The sequence below is a fragment of the Rhizobium sp. C1 genome (genome assembly GCF_021026335.1).
Lineage (GTDB): Bacteria > Pseudomonadota > Alphaproteobacteria > Rhizobiales > Rhizobiaceae > Ensifer_A.
Genome location: NZ_JAJNCY010000008.1, coordinates 106,246 through 124,584 on the forward strand (window position 1 = coordinate 106,246; position 18,339 = coordinate 124,584).

Sequence of the window (18,339 nt, forward strand, 5' to 3'; positions counted from 1 at the left end):
GTGAATGGTGACGTAAATTATCAAATTTGCGGCATGGATTGCAATATTGCAGCGCAAAAATCTTCCCTAGATTTCGCAAATAACAATTAATCACATAAAAGGGGTTCAACATGAAAACTGGTGAGAGTCTCACTGCGCCCAGTGGAAAGCTGGCCGGCAATTCTGTCGGCATTGCGCACATCGTCTTCTTCGTCGTAGCGGCTGCCGCGCCGCTCACGGCCGTTGTCGGCGCCACGCCGCCGGCATTCGCCTTCGGAAACGGGGCCGGCGTTCCCGGCGCCTTCGTTCTCGCGGGCCTTCTCTATCTGATCTTTTCCGTCGGCTTCACGGCCATGAGCCGTCACATCAGCGGTGCCGGCGCGTTCTATACCTATATCGCCAACGGCATCGGCAAGCCGGCCGGCGTGGCCGGCGCCTTCATCGCGCTCCTGACCTACAGTGCTGTGCAGATCGCTGTCTACGGTCTCATCGGCGTCTTCACCAATGGCGCCTTCGCGGCCCTTGGGCTCGATCTGCCCTGGTGGGTCTGGTCCTTCGTTGTCCTCGTCATCACGCATCTCGCCGGACAGCGCAACATCGCCTTTTCGGGTGCGATCCTTGGCGTATGCATGTTCGCCGAAATGCTGATCCTGTTGCTGCTCGACATCGGCATCATCCTGCATGGCGGGGGTCCGGAAGGCATGAGCGCATCCGCCTTCATGCCGTCGACCGTGTTCACGCCGGGCTTGGGTGTCTCGCTCGTCTTCGTCGTCGGCTCCTTCATCGGCTTCGAGGCAACCGCCATTTTCGGCGAGGAAGCTCATCGTCCGGAAATCACAATTCCGCGCGCCACCTATCTCTCGGTTCTGCTGATCGCAGTCTTCTATGCCTTCTCGACCTGGGCGATCGTGCAGTACTATGGCCCGTCCAAGATCCAGGCGACGGCGAATGGCGCGCTCAACACGCTCTATTTCGATGCCGCCGCGACCGTCATTGGTCCCTGGGCCGCGCATGCGATGAACATCCTGCTGATCACCAGCCTGTTTGCCTGCATCCTGTCCTTCCACAACACGCTGAACCGCTATTTCTTCGCGCTCGGCCGGGAAGGGCTGGCTTTCAAGGTCCTGGGCAAGGTGCATGAAGTGCATGGCTCGCCGCATGTCGCCGGCATGCTGCAGTCGGGTATCGCCGCCTTCTTCCTGGCCGCCTTCGCCATCACCGGACAGGACCCGTTCGCGGTCGTCTTCTCCTACATGTCGGCGCTTGCGGTGCTGGGCATCCTGTCGGTGCAGGCGCTGGTCTCTATCGCCATCGTCATGTTCTTCCGCAAGGACAACAAGGGCTACGGCCCGTGGCGGACCACGATCGCGCCGATCTTGGCGCTCATTGGCCTTGCCGGTGCAATCGTCCTCGTCATTTCCAATCTCGGCCTGCTGGCGGGTGCATCGAACATCGTGGTCGACTCCTTCCCCGTCCTCGTGGTCCTGATCGGCCTGATCGGCGCGGCCTTCGCCCTTTCGATCAAGAAGGCGAGCCCCGAGCGCTATGCCGCTCTCGGCCGGGTCTTCGCCGACTGAGAACAATATCGGGCATGGCGCATAGCCATGCCCTTCACCCCCTGGAAACAAGCCTTCACACGCCAACCCGCCCGCAGCCGCAGTTGCTGAGAGGCAGGCCAGCGAAGCCTTACCCGAACGAGAGTAAAATCCATGACCGAGAATACCAAGATCGACTTCATCTATCTCTCCGAGCAGGACATGATCCGCGCCGGCGTCACCGAAATGCCGGCCTGCGTCGATGCCATGGAAGAAATGTTCGGCCTGCTCTATCACGGCGACTACCGAATGGCCGGTCCCAACAGCGACAGCCATGGCGCCGCCATCAGCTTCCCGGAAAACTCGCCCTTTCCGGACATGCCGAAGCCGACGGCCGACCGCCGCTTCATGGCCATGCCCGCCTATCTCGGCGGCCGTTTCCGCACCGCCGGCATGAAATGGTATGGCTCCAACATCGAGAACCGCGAAAAGGGCCTGCCGCGCTCGATCCTCATGTTCTGCCTGAACGATGCCGATACCGGCGCGCCGCTCGCCTTCATGTCGGCGAACCTGCTTTCGGCCTATCGCACCGGTGCGATCCCGGGTGTCGGCGCCCGCCATCTGGCGCGCAAGGATTCCCGCGTGGTCGGCATTCTTGGCCCGGGTGTGATGGCGAAGACGACGCTTGCCGCCTTCATCGCCGCCTGCCCGAATATCGATACGGTCAAGGTCAAGGGCCGCGGCCAGAAGAGCCTCGACAGCTTCCTGTCCTGGCTGAAGGAAACCTATCCGCAGGTCACCAAGGTCGAACTGGTCGACACGATCGAGGACGTGGTCCGCAATTCCGATCTCGTCACCTATTGCAATTCCGGTGCGGTCGGCGATCCGTCCACCTATCCGATGGTCAAGCGCGAATGGGTCAGCCCCGGCACGTTCCTCGCCATGCCGGCACTCTGCAACATCGATGAGGGCATGGAGAGCCCGGATGTCCGCAAGGTCGTCGACAATACCGGCCTCTACGACGCCTGGTTCCACGAACTGCCGAAGCCAGCGCATGTGCATGTTCCGATCATCGGCGTCAAATTCCTCGACATGATCGCCGAAGGCCGGATGAGCCGCGACCAGCTCGAGGACATCGGCAAGATCGTCGCCGGCGATGCGCCCGGCCGCAAGAACGACGACGAGATCATCATCATGTCGGTCGGCGGCATGCCGGTGGAAGACGTGGCCTGGGGCACGATCGTCTACCGCAACGCGATCGAACGCGGCATCGGTGTCAAGCTCAACCTCTGGGACGTTCCCGTTCTGCGCTGATTTCCCCTGCGCCAACTTGGTCGAGCCGCGAACCCTGTCGCGCCCGGCCCCTCTCTTTTCCATCTCAGCAGCAAGGAGCGATCATGACCAAGGTCGTGAAGATCAAGACCGGTTCGAAATTCGAGGACCATGGCAGCTATTCCCGCCTCGTTGCGGTCGACAACTGGATTTTCGTGTCGAACACCGCCGGCCGCAATCCGGAGACGAAGGAGATTCCCGAAGATGTCGGTGCGCAGACGCATCAGGTCTTCGCCAATATCGAACGGGCGCTGGCAGCCGTGGGTGCGAGCCTTGCCGATGTCGTCATGTCCCGCGTCTTTATCCAGGAGCCGAAGGATACCGAAACGGTGATGACCATTGTCGGCGAGAAGTTCCGCGGCACCGATCCGGCCTCGACCGTGACCTGCCCGCCGCTCGGCTCGACCGTCTACAAGGTCGAGATCGAAGTGACGGCCTATCGCGGCGCCTCCAGCGCCGAGATCGAAAAGCGCACCATTTCCCTCTGACGGCAGGCTTTGCCCGCCTGCCCATTTTTCAAGGACGATTGCCATGGCTCCCGCAATTACACCGGTTCAGACCTCGCCCGATTTTCCGAAGGAGACGACCGTCGTCGTTATCGGCGCGGGGATCGTCGGCCTCACGGCGGCGCTGACGCTGGCAGAGCGGGGAATTCCGGTCGTGGTTCTCGAAAAGGGCAGGGTGGCTGGCGAACAGTCGTCGCGCAATCTCGGCTGGTGCCGCAAGATGGGTCGCTCGGCGCCTGACGTGCCGATGGCAGTTGCCGCCGACCAGCTCTGGGCCGAGATGCCGCAGCGCGTCGGCGTCGATGTCGGCTATCGCCAGGCCGGCATCATGTATCTCGCCCGCACCGAGGCCGAGATGGAAATGCATCGCGGCTGGATGAAATCGGTCAGCGACCTGACGCTGGATTCGAAATTGCTCAGCGCCCGCGAAATCGACGGCCTCGTTCCCGGTGGCAAGGGTCAATGGGCCGGTGGCATCTTCACCGCCTCTGATGGTCGTGCCGAACCGACGCTGGCGCCGAGCGCCATTGCCAATGCCGCTGCGCGTCTCGGCGTCAAGATCGTCGAGAACTGCGCGGTCCGCACGCTGTCGCGCACGGGCGGGAAGGTGACCGGCGTCGTCACCGAGCGCGGCGAAATCCGCTGCGATCAGGTCTTGCTCGCTGCGGGCCTGTGGTCGCGCAAGTTCCTCGCCAATCTTGGTATCTCCTTGCCGACGTTGCCGCTCGTCTCCTCCGTCATGCGCACCGCGCCGATGGATGGCCCGACGGAGATTGCGGTCGGCGGTCCCGACTTCTCCTTCCGTAAGCGCAGCGATGGCGGCTATACCGTGACGCAGCGCGGCGCACTTGGCGCGCCGCTCATGATCGACCATCTCCTGATCGGCATGCGCTACCTGCACATGCTGCGCCATCAGCGGAGCCTGCTGCGCATCAACCTGGGCAAGGATTTCCTCGACGATATCAGGCTGCCTCGGCGCTGGGGCCCGAAGAGCGTCTCCCCCTTCGAGCGCATCCGTACAATGGACCCGCAGGCGGATGAGGGGATCAATGCCGAGGCGATCCGCAATCTTGTGGCGGCATGGCCGATCTTCAAGGACATGGTGGTTCAGGACGTCTGGGCCGGCATGATGGATATTACGCCGGACTCGCTGCCCGCCATCGAGCGTGTCGACAGCATTCCAGGCTTCACCATCGCCACCGGCTTTTCCGGCCACGGTTTCGGCACAGGGCCGGCGGCCGGCCAGCTCGCCGCCGATCTGGTCACCAATGCCCCGCCGATCCTTGATCCGGCGCCCTACAAGCTGAAACGCTTCGGCTAGCGCACCCAGGCAATGTGCCGCCGGTTCCGTCCCTCAATGCAAGTTCTCACGATCTATCCCCGAGATCACTTGCTCGATCAGTTCGATGTAGAGGGCTCGGTCGCTTAGGATAACCGGGGACGTCGCATGTTCCTCGGCAACGAGGCGGTAAGGCAGGTCGCGAAGCTGGCGAAGATCCAATCCGGTTTCTATGGATGCGATGCTGTCAAAGCGTGGCCGATGTCTTGACAAGCTCTCAAGCTCATTTGCTCTCGAGTTTCGGTCGGCAGTCCCGACTTGGCTAGCGTCTCATCCCGGCTGCCAAGCCAAAGGACCTATCCCAGTAGGCCGTCTCAGCCAAGATCGCCGCCAGCGACCGGCAAGACGTCGCCGGTGATGTAGGAGGCTTCGTCGGACGCCAGGAAAAGGATCGGTGCGACCTGTTCTTCGATTGTCCCGTAGCGTTTCATCAATGCGCTGTCCGTGACCTGCCGGACGGCTTGCGACATCCAGGCTTTCTCCGCATCGCTATCTCCTTCCCCATTGCGCGGGATGCGGCGTGGGGGTGCGTTGGTGCCGCCCGGTGCGGTTGCGACCACGCGGATGTTTTTCTCCGCGAGTTCCATGGCGAGCGATTGCGTCAGTGCATTGATGCCGCCCTTGGCCGCAGAATAGGGAACGCGATGGATGCCGCGGGTTGCGTTGGACGAGACGTTGACGATCGTCCCGCCGCCGCGTTTCAACAGATGCGGCACGGCGGCATGCGTGGCATAGAGCGTCGGCATCAGCGACCGGCGAATTTCGGCGTCGATCTGCTGTGGCTCGAACTCCTGGAAGGGGCGCATGCGGATTGCGCCACCGACATTGTTGATGAGAATGTCAACGCCGCCGAAGGTCGCGTCAGCATGCGCAAGGGCTGCTGCCGCACCCTCATAGGTTTCCAGATCGGCGATGAAGAACGAAGCCGCCTCACCGGCCTCCGCCGCGACATCCGCGACGAAATCCGCCCGATCGACGAGGAGCACGCGTGCGCCCTCTTTTGCAGCGCGAAGGGCTACAGCACGGCCGATCCCCTGCGCTGCGCCGGTGATCACCATGACCTTGCCGTCAAACCGGCCCGGAAAGAAATCCGTCATCACGCCGCCTCCCTCGCGGAAGCGTTCGGTGTGAACTTCTCATAGTGGAAACTGCGCGGTTTCAGGCCTTTCTCGTCGAAATAACGGCGCACGGCCTCGACCATTGGCGGAGGGCCGCAAAGATAGGTGTCGAATTCGCCATCCAAAAGACCGTCCTGCGGCATATGCTGGGTAACCCAGCCCTTGCGCGGATGACCGGATGCAGCGTCTGCGACAACCGTCGTGAAGGAGAATGACGGCAGGCGCTCGCGGAATGCGGCAATCTGGTCGATCAGAACCAGATCGAGATCGCGCGTGACGCCATAGACGAGGTGGATCTTCTCCTTGCAGGCCGCTCTGGCGAGTTCCTCAAGCATGGAAAGAAAAGGCGCAAGCCCGGTGCCGCCGGCCAGAAGCAGCAGAGGCCGCTGCACTTCGCGGAGATAGAAGCTGCCAAGGGGACCGGTCAGTTGCAAGCGTTCTCCGGCGGACGCTTTTGCGAGCCAGGAACTCATCAGACCGCCGGGGATCGTCTTGATCAGAAAGCTGACGCGGGCGTCGCCGGGCGCAGAACTGAAGGAATACGAGCGCGTCTGTCCGCTCTGGGGCACCGCGATATTGACATATTGCCCCGGCAGGAAGGCCGCCGCAGATGCCGGATCGTCGACGTCCAGCTCGACGACATACGCGGCATCGTTATGGGGAACGATGCGCGTGACCGTTGCTTCAAACGTCTGGTGCCCTGTCTTGCAGGCTGCAGAGGTGGCCGGAACCGCGATTACGCAATCCGAAGAAGGCTTCATCTGGCAGGTCAGCACAAGGCCCTGTCTTGCCTCGTCGGCCGTCAGCGCATCGTCAATGAAATCGTCGCCGAGGTCGTAGGTGCCGCTTTCGGCGCGGCATTTACAGGTGCCGCAGACACCGTCGGAACAGTCCATCGGCAGGTTGACGCGGTTGCGGAAGGCGGCGTCGAGGACCTTCTCGTTCTCGCCGCATTCGACAAACCGGGTGACGCCATCCTCGAAGTTCAGGGCAATCTTGTAGCTGACCATGGATAATCCTCCATTCTCCCGATCGGTGCGGTCATCGTCAGATGTGATAGATGTCGATGACCTGACGGATGTAATCGTTCTTCAGGACGATCTTCTTTCGGACGATCAAGAGACCGTCCGCTTCCTTGCGGATCGTTACAAAAATGGTGCCGAAGAACTGGTCCGTGACCTTGTAGCGGTGGTTCAGTGTGTGGAAGTTATAGCGGACATCCACCTCCTCGCCGCGCTGCTCGATGATCTCCACGTTGGTAACATTGTGGCTGGTGCGCGGTTCCGGCGTGGATGCGCCGGACCGTTCGGTCTTGATGCGGAAGACGCGGTCTTCCAGCCCGTCTCGATTGGGATAATAGATGAGCGATATTTCCGACTGAGGATCTTCGGTCGGAAGGTCGTTGTCATCCCAGGACGGCATCCAGTAGCTTGCATCCGGGCTATAGCAGGTCAGCCACTCGTCCCAGCAGCGGTCGTCCAGAAGGCGCGCCTCGCGGTAGAGGAAAGCGCAGATGGCTTCATACGAAATCGTCATTGCGCTGCTCCGTTCTTTTCCGAGGCAAGGGCCTGCCGCATGGTCCTCGCCCAATATTCGTGCTGGCGTACGAACAGGCCTTCGTCCTCGCTACGCTCGCCGGACAGGAGAGGATTGATCCCCATTTTCTGCGCATTTTCGTCCGGTCCGTCGATCCACAGCGGAGCTCCGCGGGACAGATCGTTCCACAGCGCGGAAATGCCGGCATAGCCTTGCTGGCAGGCGCGGAATTCTTCCAGATCGTCGGCCGTGCCCATGCCGGACACGTTGAAGAAATCCTCGTACTGGCGAATGCGCAAGGCCCGGTCGGAGGCGCTTTCACCCTTCGGCGCAAAGCAGAAAATGTTGATCTCGGTCTTGTCGACGCTGATGGGCCGGGTCACACGGATCTGCGTCGAGAACTGGTCCATCAGGAAGACATTCGGATAGAGGCAAAGGTTGCGCGTCTGGTTGACGATGAAGTCGGCCTTCTCCTGGCCGAGGCGCTGTTTGAGCAGTTCCCGCTGACCGTAGACCGGACGAACCTCGGGGTTCATTGTGGTGGTCCATAACAGGATGTGCCCGTTGTCGAAGCCATAGACGCCGGCGACGGACCGGCTCCAGCCGTTGGCATCGACAGCCTTGGTACCCTCTTCCTTGCGGCGGCCCATCGTGGCGGCATAGTTCCAGTGCACGGAGCTGACGTGATATCCGTCGCAGCCGTTCTCCATCTGGAGCTTCCAGTTCCCGTCATAGATGTAGGACGAGTTGCCGCGCAGAACTTCCAGCCCTTCCGGGGCCTGATCGACGATCTGGTCGATGATGACCTTCGTTTCGCCGAGGAATTCCTCCAGCGAAGTGACGTCCTCACTCAGGCTTCCGAACAGGAAACCGCGATAGCTTTCAAACCGCGCCAGGCGCTTGAGGTCGTGGGAGCCGTTCTGGGCGAATTGCGGCGGATATTGCGTCGTCTTCTCGTCCTTCACCTTGAGCAGTTTCCCGGTGTTGGAGAAGGTCCAGCCGTGGAACGGGCAGGTGAAGCTGCCCTTGTTGCCATGCTTGCGGCGACAGATCATCGCGCCGCGATGTGCGCAGGCATTGATGACCGCGTGCAACGCGCCGGTCTTGTCGCGTGTGATGACAATCGGCTGCCGGCCGATATAGGTCGTGTAGTAATCGTTGTTCTCGGGAACCTGGCTTTCATGCGCCAGATAGACCCAGTTGCTCTCGAAGATGTGCTTCATCTCGAGTTCGAACAGCTCGGCATTCGTGAAGATGTCGCGGCGGCAGCGGAAGACGCCAGCATCGGGGTCATCCTGAACGGCTGTTGCAAGCAGTTCTTCCAGTTCGCCCAGGTTCCGGTTCGTATCGGACATGATCTCTCCTCCCGCTGCAGCCGGGGTCAGGCGCAGCGCTCAAAAGTCTGGTGGGTTATCGGATCGGGGAGCGAGGCAGGGGCGGCGTGCCCCTGTCTCTCAGCCGTCTCAGGCAGCGGCGCGCTTGCGCTGTTCGTTGATCTGGTTGTCGACGCCGTTGACCAGCGGGGTCAGGTGGATGTCGAAGGTGATCTCAGCGAAGGGACCCTTGAGGTTGTTGGCCTTGATGCTTGCCTCGTCGCTGCGTTCGACAACATCCGGGACCAGCCCGTCACGGGTGGCATAGGCGAAATCGTCGTTGACGAGCGGATCGCCGGCAATATTGATCTGCGTCGTCAGCTTGCGATGGTCCGCGCCACTCACGAAAAAGTGGATGTGGGCCGGGCGCTGGCCGTGACGGCCGAGTGCGGACAGCAGCTGTTCCGTCGGGCTGCCCGGCGGTACGCCGTAGCCGTGCGGCACGATGCTCTGGAACTTGTAGCGCCCGTTTTCGTCGGCAATGATCGTGCGGCGCATGTTGAACGGGGCCTGCTTTCCGGTCGGGTCGAAATGCGAATAGAAGCCCCTGGTGTCACAGTGCCAGACTTCGACGGTCGCACCGGCAAAGGGCGTACCGTCGGCCTTGAAGACCGTGCCATGCATGATCAGCGTGTGGCCGTTTTCATCCGTGCCGTCGTCCAGGCGGGCATAGCCCGTGGAAACCGGGGCGCCGGCGACGTAGAGCGGACCCTCGATGGTGCGGGGCGTCTCATTCTTGATGCCGAGTGCATCGTCGATCGCGTCCAGACGTTCGTCCAGGAAGTGATCGAGGCCGAGGCCGGGAGAGATCAGGCCAGCCTGACCGGAAGCGCCGATCTCGTTGAGCCAGGCGATCGCGGTCCAGTATTCGTCGGGCGTCACGTTGAGATCGTCGATCGCCTTGTACAGGTCCGACAGGATTCGATGGACCACCTGCTTCACGCGCGGATTGCCGCCCGCCTTGTCGAGCCCGGATACGGTCTCCAGAAACGACTTCGTTTCCGGCCGGTCGAAAATCTTTACACTCATGTTCATTCCTCCACTTTTACAGTCTTGGGGCATGCGCGTGTCCTGCGAATGCCGGGTACAACGGATCAGGTATCGTCTTCGCGAATGGCCGAGGGATGCCGCAGCAGCGGCGTCACTTCGATCTCCATGAACTTGAAGAGCGGAAGCTGCGACAGGATGTCGTGCAACTCGGCGTTATCGCGCACGTCGAAAATGCTGTAATTGGCGTATTGGCCGGCGATTCTCCAAATGTGCCGCCACTTGCCAGACGCCTGAAGTTCCTGCGAATAGGCCTTCTCGCGGGCAAGAATGCCTGCAACCTCGTCGGCCGGCAGGCCATGGGGTATTTTTACATCCATACGGACATGAAAAAGCATGTTCTCACCCTAGCCTTTCACACTAATCGTCTTGCGGGCCCCGTCACGGGTGAAGAAGGCAAGCCTGTCCTCATCCAGCGCAATCCCAAGCCCCGGCCCCGTGGGAACCGTGAGTTCGAAATTGCTGTAATCGAGCGGTTCACGTAGGATTTCCTCGGTCAGCAGCAGAGGTCCGAAAAGCTCCGTCCCCCAGGCGAGATTGTTGAACGTCGAGAAAAGATGCGCAGAGGCGGCGGTGCTGACGGCCCCTTCCAGCATCGTGCCGCCATAAAGCTCAATGCCGGCTGCATCGGCGATGGCGGCAACACGCTGCGCCTCGAAAAGCCCGCCGCTCTGTTCGATCTTGATGGCGAAGACATCCGCGCCGCGCCCGACGGCGAGATCGAAGGCCGTTTCCGGCCCGTTCAGCACTTCATCCGCCATGAGGGCGACAGGAAAGCGGCGAACCAGCCGGCGTAGTGCCGCGGCCGTGGCCACCGGCTGCTCCACGAGTTCGCATCCCACATCCGCCAGTGCCGCCATGCCTTCGGCGGCCTGCGTCTCGCTCCAGGCCATGTTGACATCGACGCGCACCGCGGCGCGGTCGCCGAGTGCCCGCTTGATGGCCGCAACATGGGCAACATCTTCGCCGACGCTTCTCTTGCCGATCTTCAGCTTGAAAATCCGGTGGCGGCGAAGGTCCAGCATCTGTTCGGCTTCGGCGATGTCGCGCGCCGTATCGCCGGAGGCCAGCGTCCAGGCCACCGGCAACCGATCCCTGAGCCGCCCGCCCAGCAGCTCGCTGACTGCCAATCCGGTTCTCTTGCCTTCCGCATCCAGAAGCGCCGTCTCAACCGCGCTCTTGGCGAAGCGGTTTTCCTTCACCATCTTGCCGATACGGACCATCAGGGCGCGGACACGCCGCGCGTCCTGTCCGGTCATGACCGGCCCGAAATAGTGATCGACCGCAAGCTTCATGCTTTCCGGGCTTTCGCCACCGTAAGCCAGGCCGCCGATCGTCGTGCCCTCGCCCACGCCGACAATGCCGTCGCTGCAATAGACTCTGACGATCATCAGGGTCTGCCCATCCATCGTGGCGACGGAGAGTTTGTGAGGCCTGATCGTTGGCAGATCGACCAGAATGGTCTCTACACGCTCGACAGTGGCTGCCAGCCGGGAAGACGCTATATCGGGGAGAAAGCTCGTGTTCATGGTGCGAGCTTGGCGCGTTTGAATGAGAACGTCCAACACCAATTCGGTACATTGCGATACCTCAAAGGTATGTTTATGGTCGAATGCGGCCCTTCTTGGCCTTGTTGCACTGCAAAATACCTGAAATAATGGCGAAGGGATATCGGAGAGGCATGGATGGAACTCAGGCAGCTACGCTACTTCGTCGCGGTCGCACGCGAACGGAACATCACCAAAGCGGCCCAGCTACTGAATATGGCGCAACCGCCGCTCAGCCGCCAGATCCAGATGCTGGAGGAGGAGCTTGGGGTTCCGCTGCTGCTGCGCTCGAGCCGGCCGGTGAAACTGACGGAAGCCGGCCGCGTCTTCTATGAGCAGGCTCTGCAAATCCTCGGGCGCATTGACCAGATGAAGGCTGCAACGCGACGCGTCGGGCTGAACCAGAACAAGATCGTTTCGATCGGCTTTGTCGCTTCGACGCTCTATGGCGGGCTTCCGACCCTGGTGCGCAAGCTGCGTCAGCATGCCCCTGCGCTTGATATTCAACTGCTGGACATGGCTTCTGTTGAACAGATCGCGGCGCTCAAGGAAGGCAGGATCGACGTTGGCTTCGGGCGTGTGCAGCACAGCGATCCGGGCATCGTCGGCATCGTCTTGCGCGAGGAACGTCTTGCCCTCGCGATTGCAAGGGGATCGGCACTGGCGGAGGCATCGGCGCCCCTGCCGGTGCGTGCGCTGAATGGCCAGAAGCTGATCGTCTATCCGAAAAAGCCCCGGCCCGGCTATGCCGATCAGGTTCTCAATCTCCTGCATAGCCACGACGTCTACCCGGAGAGTGTTCATGAAGTCGGCGACATTCAGACCGCGCTCGGCCTAGTGGCGGCAGAAGCCGGCTTGTGCATTGTCCCTTCCTCGGCGCGCCAGTTGCGCTCCGACCTGGAATACAGGCTGATCGAGGGGGATCGCGCCAAGTCTCCGGTCATCCTCAACCATCGGCTTGGAGACAACTCTCCCCATATCGAACTGATCAAGCAACTCATTCAGGACATGTACACCGAAAGCCCGCCCTGGCTTGATACCGAACATCACCTGCCGACGCGCCCGAAGTTTTAGACGCATCGGAGTCGCGGCGTCCTCTACGCTCGGTACCTTCATAATATCCCCGAGGTATGGAACCAGACCGAAGCGGTCTTTGACTATCGTTATCATGTCATTTCATCCTGACAGACAGAGCGGGTTCTGGGGGGAGTATCGGATCCAGGCGGCCCGCCGGTTTGCCCGGCATAAGCCTGAAGTTTCGTCCGGCTTCGCGGGTATTTTGTCTGTTTCAAACTGCCGATTAAGGAGCCGCACATGGATTACAAACAACCCCTGTCAGATCGCCGAACGTTCTCCGCAACGGCCCCGGAGGCCGGACACGCCTCTGCGCCTCTCTGGAGCTGGGGTGCGGCTGACCTCGCGAAGGCCATCAAGCGCGGCGACATCAGCAGCAGAGAGGCCACGATCAGCGCTCTTGAACGCCTTGCAGCCGTCAATCCGAAGGTCAATGCGGTTGCGGAGGTGCTGACCGATGAGGCTCTGGCGGCGGCGGATCGCGCCGATGCTGCGGTGCTGAAGGGTGAAACGCTCGGCATCCTCCATGGCGTTCCCGTCACCACGAAGATCAACGTCGACATGCAAGGGCACGCGACGACCAACGGTGTTACAGCATTCAAGGACATGATTGCCGAGCAGGACAGCCCGCCGGTCCGGAATTTCCGGCGCGCCGGCGCCGTCATCATCGGGCGGACCAACACGCCGGCATTCTCCTTCCGGTGGTTCACGGACAACGATCTGCACGGCCGGACCTACAACCCGTGGGACAAGGAACGCACTCCCGGCGGCTCCAGCGGCGGGGCTGCCAGTGCGGTTGCGGTCGGTATCGGCGCGCTTGCCCATGGCAACGACATTGCCGGTTCGGTTCGCTATCCCGCCTATGTCTGCGGCGTCCCCGGACTGCGTCCGACCTATGGGCGAATCCCAAGCATCATGGGGCCGGGACGAGGCGTTTGCGGCGCGATCATGGGTGTTGAAGGCGTCATGGGCCGCAACATCGCCGATGTCGCTCTCGGCCTCGAGGCGTTGGCGCAACCGGACGCAAGAGATGCCTGGCAGGTGCCGGCTCCCCTGGCGATGCCGGGTGCGGGCGAGCCTTGCAAGGTCGCGCTTTTCTCCGGCGGCGGCAAGTATCGGCCTGAACCCGGGGTGGCTGCGGCGCTTGCAAGTGCCGCAAGGGCGCTGACAGCCGCCGGCTATAGCGTCGAGGAGGTCGAGCTTCCCGATTTCGCCGAGGGTCAGGACCTCTGGTCAAAACTGGTCATCAACGAGTTTCGCGAAACGCTGGGCGCGGCTGCCCTGGCATTGGGCGATGCCCCGATCAAGAAGAAATTCGAAACCTGGGCGGGTATCGTGGACCCGATCACGCTCACGGAATTTTCGATCGCCATTTCGCTGCGGGAGAAAATCGCCGCCGCCTGGCAGATTCTCATGGAAACCTATCCGGTCATTCTGATGCCGAATTCCTGGGAGCTTGCCATGACGGTCGACAGGGATCAGGGCGGCGCGGACGATATCCGCAAGATCCTCGACATCCAGTCTCCGATGCTGTTGCCGGCACTGTTGGGCATGCCCGGCCTTTCCGTTCCGACAGGCCTTTCTGACGGCATTCCGTCCGGTGTCCAGGTTGTTGCCGGGCGCTTCAGGGAGGACCGTTGTCTTGCCGTCGGGCAGGTGATCGAATCCGCCCACCCCATGCAGACGCCGATCGACCCGAGGGGCTTCTAAGCGATCAGGTCTGGCCACGGAAGCCGCGTTGCTTTGTGATGCGGCTTTTAAACCCTGCGAGATAAGATTGCCTGCTTTCAGGCATTCGGAGCTATTCTTGCGGGCGCGCTAGCCCAGTTCGTGATAGCGCGTGCCCATCGATCGTTCACAGGCGGCTGCGCCAGTCGCCGATGGCGCGCATCACGGTTCCGCGGTCTTCCTGCAGTCGGTCGATCTCCGCGAGGTCGACGAGCGCCTGCTCCTCGCGGGCGATCCGCTCGAAGCGGGCGGCGGTTTCGGCAATGGTGCGCGCGCCGACGTTGAAGCTCATCGATTTCAGCGCATGGGCGACGCGGCCGAGCCGTTCGACATTCTCGCTTGCGACGGCCTCGCGCAGTTCGGCGATCCGGTCTGCCGACTGGGTCTCGTAGAGACCGACAATGCGATCCACGACGGGGACCGCCCCGCCGGCCATTTTCAGCAGGTCTTCCAGCACGACGAGATCAAGCTGCGTTGCGCCGGCTTCGCTTTCGGTCACAGCCTGCTCCTCGGGCAGGGCATGGTCGCCGCGCGCATGCGTCGCGATGATTTCGGCGAGCCGTGCGAGCGTGAATGGTTTGTGCAGAACACCATCCATGCCGGCCTCGCGCCAGGCATCCGCCGCCGTGCCGATGACATGGGCGGTGAGTGCCACGATCGGTGTGCGATCGCGGCCGCCGCCCAGCTCTGCCGCGCGAATTTCGCGTGTGGCGTCGAAGCCGTCGAGTTCGGGCATCGAGCCGTCCATGAGAACCAGATCGTAGCGCGTCTTGAGAACCGCATCGACGGCCTGTCGCCCGTCCTCGACAAAATCCGCCGTGATCCCGAGACGGCGCAGCGCCGCATCGGCCACCTCGCGATTGACCTCGGCGTCATCCGCCACAAGAACCTTGAGGCCGCGAAAGCTGGGTGTCGCGTTGTCCCGTTGCTCGGTTCCGCGCGTCTCCTCGCTGAGCGGACGGCCTTCGACAAGCCGGGTCACGATATCGTTGATCTCGAATGCGGAGACGGGTCGCGTGAGGACGCAGTCGGCGCGGCGCGTGGCCAGAAGACCCTCGGGCCGCTCCTCGGCAAAGCCGATGGCGACGATCGCGCCGGAGGCGCCGGGTTCGAGCCGCGACCGGCCGGAGAGGCGATCCATAGCGGCGATAACAAGCTGCGCCCCGTGAGCGCGGCTGTCGAGCATGTCGGCAGCGACCGCTTCGACGGCGAAGCCTGCTCGTTTGAGGTAATGCGCGAGCGCATCCTGCGTCTGCTCGCCGTCAAGTGAAATGACCGCACGGGGTGTTGCGGCGTTCCGGCTGCTCCAGCGCGCCCAGTCCGTGTCGGAGGAGGCCTGGGTCAGCGGCAGCGAAAAATGGAAATTCGTGCCGGTGCCGGGTTTGCTGGTGACCGCGATCTCGCCGCCCATGGCCGTGACCAGCCGGCGGGCAATGGTGAGGCCGAGGCCCGTGCCTCCGAACTGGCGGGTGGTGGTCTGGTCGGCCTGGGAAAAGGCCTCGAAGATCGTGCCGAGCTTGTCCTCGGCAATGCCGATCCCGGTGTCGATAACCGAGAAGCGTACCCGATCCTTGCCATCCTGCTGGACATGGATGGTCACGCCGCCCTTCTCGGTAAATTTGAGCGCATTGTTGACCAGATTGCCGAGAACCTGCCCAAGCCGCGTCGGGTCTGCATCGACACGCGTGTTGCGCGGCAGGTCGAGCTTGGCGGTCAGATCGAGTTTCTTGGTATACGCGCGGTCGGCAAAGAGCCTCAGCACGGTGTCGACCGCCTCGAACGGGCTCACCTCCAGATGCTCGACGTCGAGCTTGCCGGCTTCGATCTTCGACAGATCCAGAATGTCGTTGATGATGGCGAGCAGGCTGGCGCCCGAGCGGGCGATGACCTCGGCCTGCTTGCGGGCGCGTTCGGGCATTTCGCTGCCCGCCAGCAATTCCGCCATCACGAGAATGCCGTTCATCGGAGTGCGGATTTCGTGGCTCATGGTGGCCAGGAAGTCCGACTTGGCGCGATCGGCAGCCATGGCTTCGGAGGCGGCGCGCTGATAATCGGCGGTGCGGTCGGCAACATCCTGTTCCAGGCGCTCGCGGTGACGGGCGAGGCGTTCGTCCCGCTCGTGAATGTCGGCGAGCATGCCGTTGAAGCCTTCAACGAGCAGACCGACCTCGTCATTGCTCTCCGTCTTCAGCGTGATGCGGTAATCGTGCTTGGCCTTGATCTGCGCCATGGCCCCGGCGAGCCGGATCAGCGGGCGGGTGATCGCGCCCTGCAGCTTGAGTGCAATCAAGATGGCGATGACCAGTGCCGCGGCGCCGCCGAGGAGTGCGTTCTGTACCGCCGACCAGACGATGCCCGGCAGATCGCGCGTGTCGCCGATCAGGCGCAGCAGGCCGATCTGCTGGCCCGCCAGGATGACCGGAACCTGCACCTCGATGGTGCGGCTGCCGAGAATGTCGGACATGGTGATCTTCTGTTCTGGATTGATGAGCACGAGATCGCTCGCCAGCTGCTCGGTGGCGCCGAAATCGGCCAGCGTCTCGCCATCGGGCAGGTTCAATCCGACATAAACCAGCCCGTTGATCTCACCCATGCCTCGCATGGCGGCCTGGGCAAGGCTGACATCGCGCGTTGCTGCGGCATTCGCTGAAGTTGAGGCGATGATGCGTGCAACTGAAAATAGTGCTTGCGGGCGCGAAATGGCGTATCGCGAGGCTTCCTGCCAGGCTGTGAAGGTAATGACGAAGATTTCCGCGAGCGATATAGCGCCAATAACGAGCAGGACTAATTTTGTTCGGATGGAAAATGTTCTATTCGCCATTGTCACGTTTTCTTCAAATTCAGACTGCTTATAGAATCGTAAACCAAGCATCCTTACAAAACCTTAGCGCTCCGCACGGTATAGGAATTTTCGTATCTGGAGGGGTTCCGGGGGTGCCAGCGGTTCAGAGCCGGGCTCAGCAGACGAGAGTGTCAATGGCTACAGTCGCGCGAAACGTAAAATTCGACTATGTCGACACCGATGCGCTGAACATTTTGGCCGTTGATGACGATCCCATTCAGCGCGAGTTCTGCTCCGTTTACATGACCACGCCCACCGTCTCGGTGGAGACGGCGGACTGTGCGGAGAGCGGACTAGAGCGTCTCGAAGCGCAGGACTATGGTGCGTTGCTGGTCGATGTCGACATGCCCGGCATGAGCGGTATCGAACTCGTCGCGCTCCTTCGCAGCCGGCCGCGCTACGACAAGATGCCGATCATGGTGATCACCGGCAACGAGGATATTCCGTCCATCGACGCGGCCTATGCCGCCGGGGCGACGGCCTTCATGTGCAAGCCAGTGAACTGGCGGCTGCTGTCGCATCAGGTCCGCTTCATGGTGCGCGCGCATCGCGCGCTGCTGGCTGTTGGCGTCGATGCCGCCACATCGGTTGCAGAGGGCGATCAGACCGCCGTGTGTTGAGGGAGCGCAGTTTGATTTTGCATGATAGCTTTCTCGACCATTTGACGCTGCATTATCAGCCGCAGATGACCGCCGACGGACAGGGCGTGGCCGCAGCGGAGGCCTTGCTGCGGGTTGTCGAGCCCACCGAACAGTTCAGGAATACCGCGGATGTGCTGGCCTATGTGGAGGCAACCGATCGGGTCGAGCAACTCGACTGGTGGATTGCCGAGCGCGCCTGCCGCGACGCGCTGCGCTGGCCGGGCCTGTCCATCGGCATCAACCTTTCGGCCGGTCGTTTCCGCGACCCGAACTTCGCACCGCGCTTCATCGAGATGGTCAGGGAGATCGGCGTTCCGGCGACGCAGATCGAACTGGAAATTGTCGAAAGCTCCTATATCGAAGACTTCGAGACGGCCAATCTCAACATCAATGCGCTGCGCGCTGCGAAGATCCGCATCGCGCTTGACGACTTCGGCACCGGGTTCTCCTCCCTCACCTATCTGCTGAAAATGCCGGTCGACAAGCTGAAGATCGACAAGTCTTTTGTCGACGGGCTGGGTGACCTCAAGTCGACGGCCATCGTGCATGCCGTGGTGGCGCTGGCCCGCGCCGTCGGTCTCAAGATTACCGCTGAAGGCATCGAAACCGAGCATCAGTGGAAACTGCTGAAACTGGCCGGCTGCCATTACATGCAGGGCTGGCATTTCTACAAGGCGATGGACCCGGATGCGCTAACGGCGCTGCTTGCAGACTATCGGATCGTCAAGCCGTTCTAACCGGC

General features: G+C 61.9%; 16 protein-coding genes. 8 read left to right on the plus strand and 8 right to left on the minus strand.

Annotated features, from left to right (window positions below):
• The first annotated feature begins 110 nt into the window (after positions 1-110).
• The 4 genes from LQK83_RS16765 (at position 111) to LQK83_RS16780 (ending at position 4,673) form a co-directional block, all read left to right on the plus strand.
• Positions 111-1,556 (plus strand): APC family permease, encoded by a 1,446-nt coding sequence (locus LQK83_RS16765; protein WP_230838544.1) that lies wholly within the window; start codon positions 111-113, stop codon positions 1,554-1,556.
• 132 nt (positions 1,557-1,688) lie between these two features.
• On the plus strand, positions 1,689-2,828 hold the full coding sequence (locus tag LQK83_RS16770) for a tyramine oxidase subunit B (RefSeq protein WP_230838545.1): 1,140 nt from the start codon (positions 1,689-1,691) through the stop codon (positions 2,826-2,828).
• A gap of 83 nt (positions 2,829-2,911) precedes the next feature.
• Positions 2,912-3,334 carry a RidA family protein gene (locus LQK83_RS16775; RefSeq protein WP_230838546.1) on the plus strand — a complete coding sequence of 141 codons (423 nt, stop codon included), beginning with the start codon at positions 2,912-2,914 and terminating at the stop codon, positions 3,332-3,334.
• 43 nt (positions 3,335-3,377) lie between these two features.
• Positions 3,378-4,673: an NAD(P)/FAD-dependent oxidoreductase gene (locus LQK83_RS16780; RefSeq protein ID WP_230838547.1), complete on the plus strand. Its 1,296-nt coding sequence runs from the start codon at positions 3,378-3,380 to the stop codon at positions 4,671-4,673.
• A gap of 332 nt (positions 4,674-5,005) precedes the next feature.
• On the opposite strand, the gene benD is transcribed toward LQK83_RS16780, so the two are convergent.
• The 7 genes from benD to LQK83_RS16815 all read right to left on the minus strand — a co-directional run bounded on the left by benD (position 5,006) and on the right by LQK83_RS16815 (position 11,294).
• Positions 5,006-5,788, minus strand: coding sequence for a benzoate diol dehydrogenase BenD (gene benD, locus LQK83_RS16785; RefSeq protein ID WP_230838548.1), 783 nt, complete (start codon positions 5,786-5,788; stop codon positions 5,006-5,008).
• Positions 5,788-6,819, minus strand: coding sequence for a benzoate 1,2-dioxygenase electron transfer component BenC (benC, locus tag LQK83_RS16790; protein ID WP_230838549.1), 1,032 nt, complete (start codon positions 6,817-6,819; stop codon positions 5,788-5,790). The genes benD and benC overlap by 1 nt, the downstream gene beginning before the upstream one ends.
• A gap of 37 nt (positions 6,820-6,856) precedes the next feature.
• Positions 6,857-7,345 (minus strand): benzoate 1,2-dioxygenase small subunit, encoded by a 489-nt coding sequence (benB, locus tag LQK83_RS16795; RefSeq protein ID WP_230838550.1) that lies wholly within the window; start codon positions 7,343-7,345, stop codon positions 6,857-6,859.
• A complete protein-coding gene (locus tag LQK83_RS16800) occupies positions 7,342-8,700 on the minus strand; it encodes a Rieske 2Fe-2S domain-containing protein (RefSeq protein ID WP_230838551.1) in 1,359 nt (452 codons plus the stop codon). The genes benB and LQK83_RS16800 overlap by 4 nt, the downstream gene beginning before the upstream one ends.
• 108 nt (positions 8,701-8,808) lie before the next feature.
• On the minus strand, positions 8,809-9,747 hold the full coding sequence (gene catA / locus LQK83_RS16805; RefSeq protein ID WP_230838552.1) for a catechol 1,2-dioxygenase: 939 nt from the start codon (positions 9,745-9,747) through the stop codon (positions 8,809-8,811).
• 65 nt (positions 9,748-9,812) lie between these two features.
• Complete coding sequence (gene catC / locus LQK83_RS16810) at positions 9,813-10,103, minus strand: muconolactone Delta-isomerase (RefSeq protein ID WP_230838553.1); 291 nt, start codon at positions 10,101-10,103, stop codon at positions 9,813-9,815.
• Positions 10,104-10,112: 9 nt separating this feature from the next.
• Positions 10,113-11,294 (minus strand): muconate/chloromuconate family cycloisomerase, encoded by a 1,182-nt coding sequence (locus LQK83_RS16815; protein ID WP_230838554.1) that lies wholly within the window; start codon positions 11,292-11,294, stop codon positions 10,113-10,115.
• Between the two features lie 156 nt (positions 11,295-11,450).
• Between LQK83_RS16815 and LQK83_RS16820 the strand changes: the two genes are divergently transcribed.
• Positions 11,451-12,386: a LysR family transcriptional regulator gene (locus tag LQK83_RS16820; RefSeq protein ID WP_230838555.1), complete on the plus strand. Its 936-nt coding sequence runs from the start codon at positions 11,451-11,453 to the stop codon at positions 12,384-12,386.
• A 240-nt stretch (positions 12,387-12,626) separates the two neighbouring features.
• On the plus strand, positions 12,627-14,096 hold the full coding sequence (locus LQK83_RS16825) for an amidase (RefSeq protein WP_230838556.1): 1,470 nt from the start codon (positions 12,627-12,629) through the stop codon (positions 14,094-14,096).
• Positions 14,097-14,241: 145 nt separating this feature from the next.
• Here the strand turns inward: LQK83_RS16825 and LQK83_RS16830 are convergent, their stop codons facing one another.
• Positions 14,242-16,935, minus strand: a complete 2,694-nt coding sequence (locus tag LQK83_RS16830; protein ID WP_230838557.1) for an ATP-binding protein — start codon at positions 16,933-16,935, stop codon at positions 14,242-14,244.
• A gap of 155 nt (positions 16,936-17,090) precedes the next feature.
• Between LQK83_RS16830 and LQK83_RS16835 the strand changes: the two genes are divergently transcribed.
• Both LQK83_RS16835 and LQK83_RS16840 read left to right on the plus strand, forming a co-directional pair.
• Positions 17,091-17,576 (plus strand): response regulator, encoded by a 486-nt coding sequence (locus tag LQK83_RS16835; protein WP_230838558.1) that lies wholly within the window; start codon positions 17,091-17,093, stop codon positions 17,574-17,576.
• Between the two features lie 11 nt (positions 17,577-17,587).
• Positions 17,588-18,334: an EAL domain-containing protein gene (locus tag LQK83_RS16840; protein WP_230838559.1), complete on the plus strand. Its 747-nt coding sequence runs from the start codon at positions 17,588-17,590 to the stop codon at positions 18,332-18,334.
• Positions 18,335-18,339: the final 5 nt, after the last annotated feature.